The 13031-nt window shown below is 52.9% G+C and carries 12 protein-coding genes; 6 read left to right on the top strand and 6 right to left on the bottom strand.

Features of this window, described 5'->3' with window-relative positions:
* Positions 1-56: 56 nt before the first annotated feature.
* Positions 57-722 carry a hypothetical protein gene (locus tag EI42_RS04105; RefSeq protein ID WP_137686114.1) on the bottom strand — a complete coding sequence of 222 codons (666 nt, stop codon included), beginning with the start codon at positions 720-722 and terminating at the stop codon, positions 57-59.
* The gene (locus EI42_RS04100; RefSeq protein ID WP_111319068.1) at positions 710-1420 is read right to left on the bottom strand and encodes a hypothetical protein; all 711 of its coding nucleotides are present in this window, start codon (positions 1418-1420) and stop codon (positions 710-712) included. The genes EI42_RS04105 and EI42_RS04100 overlap by 13 nt, the downstream gene beginning before the upstream one ends.
* Positions 1421-1675: 255 nt before the next feature.
* Here EI42_RS04100 and EI42_RS04095 point away from each other — a divergent pair, with 255 nt between their 5' ends.
* The 3 genes from EI42_RS04095 to EI42_RS04085 all read left to right on the top strand — a co-directional run bounded on the left by EI42_RS04095 (position 1676) and on the right by EI42_RS04085 (position 4582).
* Positions 1676-2569: an eIF2B alpha/beta/delta subunit family protein gene (locus EI42_RS04095; RefSeq protein ID WP_111319066.1), complete on the top strand. Its 894-nt coding sequence runs from the start codon at positions 1676-1678 to the stop codon at positions 2567-2569.
* Positions 2570-2708: 139 nt separating this feature from the next.
* Entirely contained in the window at positions 2709-4124 is a 1416-nt protein-coding gene (locus tag EI42_RS04090) for a gamma-glutamylcyclotransferase family protein (protein ID WP_111319064.1), read from the top strand.
* 164 nt (positions 4125-4288) lie between these two features.
* The gene (locus EI42_RS04085) at positions 4289-4582 is read left to right on the top strand and encodes a GYD domain-containing protein (RefSeq protein ID WP_111319062.1); all 294 of its coding nucleotides are present in this window, start codon (positions 4289-4291) and stop codon (positions 4580-4582) included.
* Between the two features lie 84 nt (positions 4583-4666).
* Here the strand turns inward: EI42_RS04085 and EI42_RS04080 are convergent, their stop codons facing one another.
* The gene (locus tag EI42_RS04080; RefSeq protein ID WP_246046317.1) at positions 4667-5761 is read right to left on the bottom strand and encodes a gluconeogenesis factor YvcK family protein; all 1095 of its coding nucleotides are present in this window, start codon (positions 5759-5761) and stop codon (positions 4667-4669) included.
* 420 nt (positions 5762-6181) lie between these two features.
* Here EI42_RS04080 and EI42_RS04075 point away from each other — a divergent pair, with 420 nt between their 5' ends.
* Positions 6182-7360, top strand: coding sequence for a tetratricopeptide repeat protein (locus EI42_RS04075; protein WP_170142334.1), 1179 nt, complete (start codon positions 6182-6184; stop codon positions 7358-7360).
* A gap of 86 nt (positions 7361-7446) precedes the next feature.
* Here EI42_RS04075 and EI42_RS04070 read toward each other — a convergent pair whose 3' ends face one another.
* On the bottom strand, positions 7447-8265 hold the full coding sequence (locus EI42_RS04070) for a hypothetical protein (RefSeq protein WP_111319056.1): 819 nt from the start codon (positions 8263-8265) through the stop codon (positions 7447-7449).
* Between the two features lie 170 nt (positions 8266-8435).
* Between EI42_RS04070 and EI42_RS04065 the strand changes: the two genes are divergently transcribed.
* Complete coding sequence (locus EI42_RS04065) at positions 8436-10421, top strand: glycoside hydrolase family 15 protein (RefSeq protein ID WP_111319054.1); 1986 nt, start codon at positions 8436-8438, stop codon at positions 10419-10421.
* Between the two features lie 183 nt (positions 10422-10604).
* Positions 10605-11876, top strand: coding sequence for a calcium:cation antiporter (locus EI42_RS04060; protein WP_111319052.1), 1272 nt, complete (start codon positions 10605-10607; stop codon positions 11874-11876).
* Between the two features lie 53 nt (positions 11877-11929).
* On the opposite strand, the gene EI42_RS04055 is transcribed toward EI42_RS04060, so the two are convergent.
* Together EI42_RS04055 and EI42_RS04050 are read right to left on the bottom strand one after the other, a co-directional pair.
* Positions 11930-12424: a CPBP family intramembrane glutamic endopeptidase gene (locus tag EI42_RS04055; protein ID WP_170142333.1), complete on the bottom strand. Its 495-nt coding sequence runs from the start codon at positions 12422-12424 to the stop codon at positions 11930-11932.
* A gap of 131 nt (positions 12425-12555) precedes the next feature.
* Positions 12556-12918, bottom strand: a complete 363-nt coding sequence (locus EI42_RS04050) for a hypothetical protein (protein ID WP_111319048.1) — start codon at positions 12916-12918, stop codon at positions 12556-12558.
* Between the last annotated feature and the right edge of the window lie 113 nt (positions 12919-13031).

The raw sequence follows: 13031 nt of genomic DNA, 5'->3' as shown, positions 1-13031 counted from the left end.
CTGACTGCTGCTAGAAAACAGTCTATAGTCTTTTCTCTTATTATCGCATAAATTGCTCAAGAGAGTTGCTCAACCAGAGCGACCAGCAGGCGGATCAGCAGCAGGCTGACGATGATCGCAAGGCCGATTGCGATAAACCAGGCCAGCAGATTCACCACGAGAAGCAGCAAGAAAGGGAGCATAAGCAACATGTTCAAACTTCCACCAAGTGCCTGCGCAAAAGCAATCCACTGAAGCCCTAAATGGCCCTGGCGCAGGTTACGGGTGATTACGAGTAGCGCTATTCCGCTACAGAAGAGGCTGCCATTGAGCAGTTGGAGTGGAAACGCCTGCGAGATCCATTGCATATAGACAGTTAGCGGATTGTTCAACCAGCCCAGAAAGAAGGGGAAGTATATACTCTGTAGTGGCTGCTTCATCAGTGGGAAAAGCAGCAGAAGGGCCGCACAGATCACAGAGAGTAACATTCCTGCCCGTGCGCCCTGCTTGAGCTTTGTCGTAAAGGGAAGCGGTTGGTGCTCATAAATGACCGTGTGCTCTATGAAGTCCTGTACGCTGATTCCTGAGAAGGGGGAAGGTTCCCTGTCCTGTTGTTGTCTCTGTCGTTGTGTTGGCAGCATAAAAAACTCCTGGATAGTTTGGTCGGTCAGATTGAAGCGCCCGGGAGGCATGCAGGCTGCCGGGAAGCATACCTCCCGCTCAGCCTGCTTTACCAGTACCATTGTGCCAGAACAAACCATGTGGCCAGGCCATGCTGATCGGCATACGCGCCAAAGATCAGCGGGTCAAGCAGTGCTGCGGTTGCGATTCCGGCCCCGGTGGTGGCGATGCCCGCACCCTTAATACCGGCAGTAAAGGCCTTTTTCAGCTTGCCCAGAACGATTGTAGTAGCGATATGTGCGATGTTGCCTAGCTGTTCGGCGGTGGCGGCTGCTTCCTTTGGCACAGGCGGCGCGATGACTTCCAGTGGAATTGGTCCATGCTCGCTGACGCTGTTGCGTGGCACCTCGTGGGCAATGTAGGTCCGCATCTGGTCGAGTGGTACCCCGGCTTCTCTGATGAGTTGAAGGCGTCGAGCGGCATGAAGCGGCACAGGGAACTTTCCTGATGCCAGGAGCGGATCTTCTTCTGCTGGAAGAATCACTACATCTGTTTGCGCACCTCGAATCAGCTTTGAGCCAGTAAACAACGGATACTCGCCGAGGCACTGGATCGCAATGCCATGCTCCTGGCAGGGCTTCTCGATCAGCTCGGTGGCTCGCTGGCGTAAGGTGAATGCGGCCTGTGTCCAGATACAAAGCGTGCTGGCGAGGACATTTGGTGAGATACCCTGTATAACACCTTGCCTGGCGAGCGCGCTCTGTATTGTGCTGGTGACACGCCTTGCTTGAACATCATCCCGGTACAATGTATGATGCATTGTGTTCTCCTTTGTTCCAATGGCGAAACATGCTGTACGTGAATACCCTCTCTACCTTTATGACGCAGTTATTGTGGAATATATTAAATCTCACGGTTACGATAAAAGAAATGCTATCTGCACACGCACGAAAAAGTACAACTGTTGGTTGTACGATTAGTCGATGCTCTGACGCAGACTATGTTAAACTGTTTCTTTGTTGTTTATGACGTTGCAAAACGGCAAAGATAAATTTGCTGCCAGGAGGGATGTACTATGAATGCAATTGAACAAAGAGTGAAAAAACTGTACTCAGATAGAGAACATGGGTCACGCTGGTTAGTGCGTGAGGCAATTTGTATTATGCACGATGCAGCGAAGGAGAAGGTTACCGAACAGCAAGAGCATATTTACATGCTGCGAGAAGTTGCGCGCGAAATCGCACAGGCGCGTCCGGCAATGGCGGCTCTTTCGGGGGCGATGGGCCTGTTAATGGTCGGACGCAAAACGCCCGCGGAGATCGCAGCGGCCGCTGCAAGGATGCTCTCTGACTATGACCGCATGACCACCCGTATCGCGCAGCACGCGGCTCCCTTATTGCACGGGCGCCTGCTGACATGCAGCATCTCCAATACCGTACTTGATGTGTTGCGGGCCTGCCGGCAGCAGATCAGCGAGGTGGTGGTGATGGAAGGGCGCCCGAACTTTGAGGGGCGTGAGACGGCACTAATCTTACAGTGTGCCGGGCTGAAGATCACGCTGATTACCGATGCTCAGGCCGCTCTTTTTCTGCCACGCTGTCAGGCGGTGGTGGTCGGTGCTGATAGCGTGCTGGAAGATGGCACGGTGCTGAATAAGGCCGGGACGGCTCTGGTAGGCTGGGCGGCTCACGGTCTCCAGATCCCCTTCTATGTGCTCTGTGAGACATTGAAGATCACGCCGCGCCACTGGAACCCCGACGAGGAACACTGGCTTGAAGAAAAAGAGCCAGAGGAGGTCTGGCCGGACGCGCCTGAAGGGATTGCAGTGCGCAATTTTTACTTTGATGCGACACCTTCCCACCTGGTGCGCCACTGGATTACGGAGCAAGGAACGCTGAAACGGGACGAGATTGGCACCTATGCCCGGAAGATCGGGGAGGCGATGCTCGCGTTGCAACTGGCTCCGTAGAGCACGGTAGGGGTGGGGAAAGAGAGTGACGCGGGAGACAACACTACTTTTGGCCTATTGATTTGGTGAAAATGGGAGTTGTTTGTATCCTGATACTACAGAAAGCAATAGTCTGACACTTCTTGAAATAAGGTGGTGCATGTGGAAGAAGGTGAAAGCAGTGGAGAGTCAGAGCAACGAGCACAAGCGAGTAGAGGATGCTTCCGATGACATCATGGCTGAGGGAGAGCAAGAGAACGAAGAGGTGGCGCCCGGCGTCTCTGTCATCAGAAGCAATACTCCCAGACCGTTAACCCTGCATTCTGAGCTTGCTCTTCACGATCTATCGCAGCTCGAAGAGCCGGAGGCAAGCGAGGAAGAGATACAGCCCTCCTTTCCGGCAAAGGCCCCGTCTGCCCCCCCTTTGCCCGAAGAAATCGACGAGGAAGAAGAGTCGGTTGAGGAGGGATCAACCGTTACAACCGCTCCCGTTGAGACAGTACCGCAATTCACCTGGCTTTTTGAATATGGCCTTGAGATGGACCCTACCGTGCTGAATAGCGTCGAACGGATGGATGGACAGGCTCTGCTCTATGGTCCCGCAGTACTGAAAGGCTATAGCATTTTATTGGGAACCCTGCCGAACGAACAAAAGACCCTGGCAACCATTGAACCAGGACCTGAAGCAAAGGCGGAGGTCTGGGGGGTGCTCTATCGTGTGCCACAACGCCTGACAAAGCCCGTAGATGATGAAGCATCGCTGCTAGATAGGGTGCATGCGGCTGCGCCTCCACGGCCCCTGTTTCGCCCCGTACAGGCCGTTGTGCGCGAGGTCTATCGGTCTCGCGATATCTCCTGTATCACCTATATTGCAGCCGAGGCCGTGCGTCAGCAATTGCAGCCCCTTTCTTTGCTATCGGAGTCGGGGGGAACGGCGTTTGTTCAGCAACTGGCGGCGGCGGCTCGTAAACAAAAACTACCGATGAAGTACCTGGGGAGGTATATGATGCAAGAAGAGGATACAGCAACCACCGAGGAGAAAAGCAGGCTGGATACGGCACTGATCGAGTATGCCCCGCAGGATACAGAGCCGCTTCCAGCCTTTCAGGAGCTTCAGGAAAAGGAGGCCAGCAAGGAACCATTGTTGCCGCGTGCGACGACGCGTCGGCGTTCCTCTCTGTTAACTTTATTTGCGACCTATCTGGTATTTACGCTCCTGCTAACACTCACCTTTGCAGTGTTGCATGGCATTGGTTTTGCGCGGGCTATCTTGAATGAAGAGTTTACGCTGTTGGGAGTCCCCTGGCTGGTCTTGATGTATGGTTTGTTGGGTGGCTGTATCAGTTGTCTGTTAACCCTGAGCCAGTATCGAAGTGCTCCCCCACCATTATTTATCGTCATCACGTGGTTCACACGACCATTTGTCGGCGCGGTTCTGGCTCTCTTCACCTATCTTCTGCTTTCCAGTGGGTTGTTTGTGTTTCAGGGTGGCATTATGACGCATCGCGGTATCTTCTTGCTGGCGGGAGCGCTGGCCGGAATCTGTGAAGGTTGGCTCTTTGTCCAGAAGAGGTAAAATGAGAAAAGGACCATTCCGATGTTAGAAATCTGAGATGAGAGAAAAGAATTAGAAAGAAAAGGTACTTGTGTTGTCGGCATGCCAGCGTATACAATGGAGTATATGGCCGTTGTTCTGCGAGACGGTGCATGTCTTTTTTCTCAATGTGGAGGAAAACGTCTATGCCAACATACGTGACTCTGGTCAATTTGACGGAGCAGAGCGTGAAGGACGTCAGGGATGCGCCAGAGCGTCTCAGGGCCTTTGAAGAGGCCGCAAAAGAGGTTGGTGGCAGGTTAGTAGGCTTCTATTTAGTGATGGGCCAGTTTGATTATGTGGTAATCATCGAGGCTCCCGACGATCAGACGGCAGCTCGCCTTCTTCTTGAAACGATGACTCAGGGTTCCATGAGAACGCAAACTCTGAGAGCCTTTCCACGTGAGGAATTTGAACAGATCGCTCACGGATTGCGATGAGCATGACAAGCCCTTCTACCTTTGGCGTAGAAGGGCTTCTTCAGGCCGCGTGAGGGCCAAATACTGGCGTGACCAGATGCTGTGTTAAAAATAGTCTTTCAGGATGGCCTGCACCAGTCTATCGGCATCGTGACGGGCCAGCGTGTCATCTTCCAGCGTGAGGTGCTCGATGACAACGTTGGGCACCAGACGACTGAGCTGGGCGCGATCGACAAGGACGGGCTCACTGCGCTCTTCAGAATACATCTTGAGGAGATCGGGTGAGAAGGGACCGTCATTAACGATGACGCGGTCGACGCGGGCTCCAAGATAACGATGGATTACATTGACAAAGTCAGATGCTTTGTAGCCATCTGTTTCACCATGCTTGGTCATCAGATTGCAGACATATACCTTTTCGGCCTCTGACTCACGAATAGCGCGTGCGACATCGCGCACCAGCAGATTGGGGAGCAAGCTTGTGTACAGGTCGCCAGGGCCAATGATGATGATATCTGCCCGGCGTAGCGCACGAATAGCCTGAGGACAGGCTGCGGCATCCTCCGGGAGAAGATGGAGACGTTGAATAGGGGAAAGGTCGCCGCGGTCTTTTTTGCCACGTGTATCGATCTCGGTTTCGCTACAGATCGTCGTGCCGTCTTCAAGGTCTGCACAGAGCGTTGTGGGAGTTAAGGTTACCGGCAGAACATTGCCTGCGGTATTGAGGAGTTCTTGTGCGTCTTCAATGGCAAGAAGCAGGTCGCCGTTATTGATGTCCTGTAGCCCTTTAATGATCAGGTTACCCAGACTATGCCCGGTGACACCCTGCCGAATGGTTGCCTCTGTTTCATCCTCATCGTCACGTTCAAAGCGATGCATAAAGACCTCGCGCCAGAGAGCTCCATTGCGGGCAAGCGCTACAAGGGATTGGCGAAGGTCTCCGAGTGGTAACTGGCGACGGAACTCGTCCATGAGCATGCGTGAACTGCCGCCACTATCTGACATAGTCACGATGGCAGTAATGTTCAGGGGATATTTTTTGAGATGCGAAAGCACCGAAAACGTTCCCGAACCTCCACCGATGGTGACAACCCGCAGATTAGTGAGGCGATCATGTAAGCGATGGTTTCCTTGCACTGTCAATCTCCTGCTACTGGATCCACTCTCGTTCTCGATGGTATTACCTTCTTCTAGATGCATCAATTTCGTTTCTCCATCTTCCACATCTAGCCACTTTGCTTGTTTTTGGGCAAAGGGGTAAATGTTTTTTTCTTCCTGCTTTTATAATACAGTATCGAGAGGGTGGGCGCTCTGGCCCCTTGCACAGTCTATCACGAAGCTACTTGTCTCGCAAGGAAAAGCGCATATCCTGTAAGTACTGGGTTCTTGTGTAAAAGAAAAGATTACGTTATACTGTGAATAACGGGAAATCTCCTTGCCACTTTGTGGGCGCGGTGGTAAGGGTTCAAGATTTTCCGTTGTACTTTCTTTACCCTCCTTCTATTGGCATATAAGACTTCTTCTCTTCTTTCCTATTTATCCTTCCAAAACTACTCATTTTTCTATGGATGTGTTATAATTGCATATGTTTACATATGATGTAAGGAGGAGATGCGGTTCGTGGTATCAAATGCAAAATTGCAGATGCAGTTGTATCGTGCTCGTCTGCAAATAGAAGAAGGGCAGTCCGACGTTGTCTTGCATGAGTTGCAACAGCTACAGCAGGAGATTCAAGCTGCCAGCGAGAAGCAGCAGCAAGAATTTGCCTATCTGCTTGGCTGGTGTTACGTGGAACGACGCCAGTGGGATGAAGCCATGCGTGTGCTCTCTCCTTTACTGGAACAGGCAACAAGGGCCGAAGGCAGTGAGATTGTGCTAGAGCGAGAGCGCATCGCGTTTTTTTTGCTCTGCCTGGGGAAAGCCGCTTCCAATCTGTTTCTGTTTGTTGATGCATCCCTCCATTTTCAAGCCTGCCTCAAACTGTTGCACGATCGGCGTATTCACCTACCGCGAGTCCGTATTCAAGGGCGCTACTCTCTGGCTACCGCTTTCTATATGCGGGGGCTCTATCAGGCCGCGATACGGGAATACATGGAGGCACTACGCCTGTGTCAGCACTATCAAAACAGGGATGAAGTCCCCAATATTCATTATGGTCTCACCGAGACCTATCGAGCAATGGGCGACTATGAGCGGGCTGGTGAGCATGGAGAGATCGCGCTGAAGTTGTATCGTGAGCAAGCGAATCGTACGTTGGAAGCTCGAATGCTGAACGGCCTCGGATATATTCGTTTTTTGCAAAAGGATTATAGTACAGCGGCTGATTTATATACTGAAGCTCTTTCAATCTGTACCGGCTTGAGCGGTCAGCAGGCGCTTTCTATGATGATCTGTGCCAATCTGGCTACATTGCGTCTGGCTGAAGGGCGACCGGATGCGGCCTGGCGGTATTGTGAACGTGCTCTGGGAATCATCGAGCAGATCAAGGGAGCCTCTCCCTATATGGAAGGTGTAACATATCGGATCATCGGTGAGGTAGTCCATGCCGAAGCCATGCAACAGAGTGGAGAGCGGCGGAAGCAGCTCCTTGCCAGAGCGGTCGGCTATTTTGAACGAGCCATTGAGTGCCTGAAAGGAACGCAGACTGATTTCGCTCTGGCGGAGGTCTATCGGCATCTGGCGCAAACGCTAGAGGCGCAGGGACAGCAAGAGCGGGCCCTTGAATACTGGCGTTCGGGATATGAACTGTTGCATGCCTCTGAGGCTGGTGGACAGGGCGATACTGCATTCCGCGAATAAAGGCTATAGCCCATCTTCTTTGTAGGTGGCCTCGTATATCAACATCTTGTTTGAGGCGGGCTGTCTCGATCGGGCAGCCCGCTTGCTCATTCCTCTGCTCGCAGCCGAACCAGCATGATGCTAAACCAGAGAATCCACGCGGCAAAGAACAGAATGGCATAGGTGGTTAAGGGCGACTGCCCCGTTGCCGGGCTGCAAGCAACTCCGACCGCGCTGCCACTCAAGGGTGCGGAAACGGCCAGCCCACAGTAGCCAAAAAGGAGCCAGGAAGTCGGCCAGAGCGTGCGCCCGCTTCGAGCAATCATCGCACCAAAGAACAGGCTGGAAAGCGCCAGAATCCCGATCGCGACCGCATTAGTGGTAATGGTAAAGATGTTGGTAAACTGGATAGTTCCCTCTGCAATGGTGCTGCCATGAAGGTTCTGTGCGGTTAGCGTGACATAGATCGTGCCGATGAGCGTTCCCAGAAGGAAGATCAGAATACCAATTGTGCCAAGCCAGGCGGCAAGGACCGCGAACCCCTTTCCTCTCCAGGCAAAAGATGGCATCCCCTCTGCCTGGTGTTCATCTTCTTCCTGCGGTTTCTCGCTCTCCTGCTCTTCACCCTCTTCAAGCTGACGCATCAGTTCTTGCGCGACAATAATGCGGTAGAGTGAATAGGGAAAGGTGAAGAGCAGCGCGAAGGCCAGAAAGAGCAGGCCGCGATAGATCAGGAAGTGGAGCGTGTGCTGCTGAATCCAGAGAAAATAGGCATCCATCCTGCCAACCAGCCGTGTATCATCGAAGCCAGCCGGATTGAGGACCAGCAATTGATAGAGCGGCGTGAGAAGAAGCAAAATAAGTGCGCTGACCAGATACAGCCAGCCGTTTGTGCGTAAACGTGAAAGTAAATTCCGTTTTTTCATGAAAAGCGAACCTACATCTTTGAACTTTCTTCATACAGTAGCAAAAAAGCCTTCATGTCACAAGATCGAAAGGGAAAAGACAGCTCTCTTATCGTTTAACCAGTAGAGACCCTTTGCTCGCCTGTTTTGTTTTGCTGTTGGGTTCAGTTGGAAAGTGGAGGATTGTTGTTATGCCTCGTGATATTCCGGTGGGAAATGGACGATTACTGGTGAATTTCGATCGGGCCTACAATGTGCGTGATATCTACTGGCCACATATTGGACAGGAGTTGCATACTGGTGGTGATATCTCCTATACAGGCGTCTGGGTTGACGGCTCGTTTGCCTGGCTCAACGATCCCCAGTGGCGGAGGCAGATTCAGTATAGAGAGGAGACATTGGTCACCCATGTACTGCTTGAGCATCCTCGTTTACAGCTCCGCTTGCTCTGTGAAGATTTGGTCGACTTTCACCACCCTGTGTTTCTCCGCCACATGATTATCACCAATCTAGCGACACGGGAGCGAGAGGTGCGGCTGTTCTTCCATTATGACTGGTATCTCTGGAATGACCGGAACGCAAACACGGTATTTTACGCTCCCGAGCAGCAGGCGCTGATCGCCTATAAGTTGCGTGCATACTTCCTGATGAACGGGTTGGTGCGCCTGGACGGAACGACCACCGTTGGGGTCAGTAGCTGGGCTACCGGGATCAAGCAGTTTCAGGGCGCAGAGGGGACATGGCGTGACGCGGAAGATGGCGTCCTGGGCCGTAATCCGATTGCGCAGGGCTCGGTTGATAGCACACTGGCGCTGCATGTTCCGAATGTTGCTGGCGGCGCTGCTGTTGAGTGCTATCACTGGCTTGTGGCCGGTCGGGACTGGTCTGCCGTTGTGGAACTGGATCGGCTGGTGCGTGAGCGCGGTCCCGAAGTGTTGCTACAGCGTACCGCGAATTACTGGAAGCGTTGGGTGAACAGGGAAGTGGAGCCAGATTTCGCCGACCTGTCGCCTGAACTGGTCGCTCTGTATAAGCGCAGCTTGCTGATTGTGCAGAGCCAGATCGATCACGGGGGCGCTATTCTGGCCGCAAACGATGGCGATGTACAGGAGTTCTCCAATGATAGCTACTCCTACATGTGGCCACGTGATGGGGCGCTGGTTGCAAACGCGCTGAGCCATGCGGGCTATGGCGAGCCGACCCGCTCGTTCTTTCACTTCTGTAACGATGTCCTGACCGAAGGCGGTTATCTGCTTCAGAAGTATAACCCCGACCATTCCTGGGGGAGTAGTTGGGAAGCGTGGATTGATGGGGAAGGGCAGCCTCAGTTGCCGATTCAGGAAGATGAAACGGCACTGGTGATCTATAGTCTCTGGCAACATTATCAGCGGTTTCATGATATCGAGTTCGTGGCTGCGCTGTTTCGCTCGCTGATCGTGCGAGCGGCTGACTTTATGGTCTCCTATCGAGATCCGAGAACGGGACTGCCCCAGGCCTCCTATGATCTCTGGGAAGAGCGCCGGGGTATCTTTACCTTTACGACCGCCACCGTCTATGCGGGATTGAAGGCGGCGGCTCAGTTCGCGCATCTGTTTGGTGAAACTGTGCTGGCGGAGCGCTATGGTAGGGAAGCCGAAGTGATGAGAAGCGCGGCGCTTCAGTACCTCTGGGATGAGGAACGGGGCCACTTCTTGCGTCGAATCCAGGTGAAAGCGGATGGCTCACTTGAGAAAGATACGGCGCTGGATAGCAGCCTGTGCGGTCTGTTCCTCTTCGGGTTGCTGCCCGCCGATGATCCTCGTGTTGAGCGTACCATTCAGGCTGTTGAGCGCGCCCTCTGGGTGAAAACAGAGATCGGGGGGATGGCCCGCTATGAGAATGATCGCTATCATCAGGTGACAGAAGATCTCTCCATTGCGCCGGGGAATCCCTGGTGTATCTGCACTCTATGGCTGGCGCGATATCGCATCGCTCGGGCCCGCTCCCTGGATGAGCTACATCGGGCCTTGCCACTGCTGGAATGGGTGAAAAAGCGGACCCTGTCGAGTGGCGTGCTGGCAGAACAGATGCATCCCTTTACCGGCGAGCCGCTGAGTGTTTCCCCATTAACCTGGAGCCATGCGGAATATATTATGACCGTGCGCAGCTATTGTGAGGCATATCGTAAGCTGGCATAACCAAATGACGAACAGCGATAAGACAGCGTTTGCTCCTTTATCGCTGTTCTTTTTTGTGTTAGTGTATACATGTGAGAAATAACCCGGAAACAGCCCGTTAAGCGCCTTAACCTCTACATTTTTGCAGAACAGCATAACCCGCCTGCAAAAGAAGAAAATCAATTGAAGGGGAGGACTCTTTTCATGCCGCGCTGGTTGTATTTCCTGCTGATCTTTGCAGTTGCAGCCGTTGTTCTTGATTTCGCACATGTGTCTTTGCCACCCGCCATCATTTTTGGGCTTGCAGCACTTGGCATTGTGCCGCTGGCTGCATTGATTGGCACATCCGTTGAAGGGGTCGCTGAATATACCGGTGAACGCATCGGGGGCTTGCTCTTTGCGACATTTGGCAATGCCACCGAACTGATTATCAGCATTTTTGCGCTGAGTGAAGGATTAGTCGATGTGGTTCGTGCCTCGATTATTGGTGCGATCCTGGGTAATGCGCTCCTGGCCCTGGGAATCTCTGTCTGTGTCGGTGGTTTCAGGCACGGACGCCTGAAGTTCGAGGCTCGCCCGGCCAGTCAGTATGCATCGCTCTTTTTGCTCTGTTCAGCGGGCTTGATGTTGCCAACCATTGCGAATCTGCATGTGGTATCGACGCAACAGAAGGTAGTAGAACATAATCTCTCGGACTTTATTGCGGTCATCCTGTTACTTGGATATATCGCTTCGATTATCTTTAGCGTGTTTCGGTTTCGTGATCATGGTGACGAGGATGAGGATCTAGAGCCGACTCTGGGCGCACGCTCAATGGACGCGATCTCGCGCTTGCTCTCGTACCGCTATCGTCTGGCACAGAGCGATATCGCGGGTAAGACCGAAGCATTGAAGCATATAGATGTCGCTGTGGATACGATGCTCAAACAAGAGCAGAAGCCGGCTGCAACCCGGGAGATCAACCCGGTTCAGGCGGCAGCATCCGCGACAAAACAGCCTGTCCATCTGCACCGTCCGCCGCTCTGGCGTTCTCTGTTGCTGTTGTGTCTCGCCACAGTAGGGGTCGCGCTGGTCTCCGAGGTGTTGGTTGGCTCGATTGAACCGATGGCGAAGGGTCTGGGTTGGAATGAGGCGTTTATAGGTCTGGTGTTTGTGCCATTTATTGGCGCGTTGCCCGAATACTTTAACTGCATCTCGATGGCCTGGAATAAGAAGATCGGTATGGTGTTGGCGGCGTCCGCTGGCTCCTCTATTCAGATCGCGCTGCTGGTTGCACCGCTGTTGGTGCTGCTCAGCCTGTTTATGCCACAACGCCTGGATCTGGTATTCAGTATCGTTGAGCTTGCGGTGCTTGGCATTACGACCTTTCTTTTCAGCGAGATTACAAAAGATGGCGAACTGGTCTGGCTGGAAGGGCTTTTGCTGATACTGCTCTTTGGCATGATGGCAGGAACAGTCTTTGCCTTTGGTGCCTGAACAAGCGAAGGGCGAGCGGAGGATCTCCTGCTCGCCTCTTTTGTGTGCGCACGTTACCGTCTTTGAACCGAGCGGGTAAAGTGCAGGTAGCCCAGAATGACGCTCGCAAGGAGCAAGACAAGCGTAACAACGATACCCCCTTCGGGCCCAAAGTTTCCCCCATTCAGCCACTCCGGGCCGACACTATGCATTTGAATGGGATAGAAGCCCCGATAGACAACCCCGCTGACTGGCAAACCGAAGACATTTCCTTGCATCCAGTTCCAGGCGGCATGGAGGCCGCTAACGCCCCAGATGTTCCCCGTATAGGCTGCATAGAGCGCGGTCAGGATCGCGAAGAGGAAGAGGTTCAGGAAGGAAATCACGTTGAAATTGGCGTTCAGGCCGTGCGCGAGCGAGAAGAGAAGCGAGGAAACAAACAGCGCAGCGGCCGGCGAGAGCTTCACGCCCAGGAGCGGGAAGAGCCAGCCCCGATAGATCAGCTCTTCTTTACCCCCTTGTAGCATCCAGGCCAGAAAAACGACCGCCACGCTTTGCCAATCGCGCATGTGCCCCTCCAGGGGCTTGAGTGAGCTCAGTGTGGCTGTTCCTGAGAGCAGAAGGAGGCCAACTGAGGAACCCATGAGCAGACAACCCGTAGTTATTCCAAGAGCATATGAACTGGTGAATGATTTGACGTTCAGGCCGAGGGTGCGAAAAGAACGCTTTTCACGATAAGGAGCCAGAGGAGCAGAACGACAGCGGCAAGCCAGATAAAACAGATCCAGATGTAGCCAGCGGCGCTCTTCAGACTATCAGTATCTCGATAGAGTGCGTATACCTGTTCACGTAACGAGAAGATAGAGCAGATTTTGTAGAAAGCAGGGATAAGCAGGTAATTGGGAAGCAAGAGAAAGACGAAAGAAAGCAGGGCTGTGATGAGAATCGTGAGGATCTTGCCCGGTCGGAAGCGACTGAGTCGGGCCTGCTGAAAAAGTGGTGTATGAGGATCAAGGAGCGTTTGACGCTGCTCCAACTCCATTGATTGCATTTTAATATACATTTTTTGCATTGCCCCTTTGACATAGTATAAATGACAACATAACGTCATCAAGACAGCCTAAGCGTCATGCTGGAAAGAAACTGTTCAATTGTCTTCTACAAACAAATCGCAGA

Source organism: Thermosporothrix hazakensis (assembly GCF_003253565.1).
In the GTDB taxonomy this organism is placed as follows: Bacteria; Chloroflexota; Ktedonobacteria; order Ktedonobacterales; family Ktedonobacteraceae; genus Thermosporothrix; species Thermosporothrix hazakensis.
The sequence above is the reverse complement of the archived record's forward strand: the minus strand, read 5'-3'. Positions and strand labels throughout refer to the sequence as shown.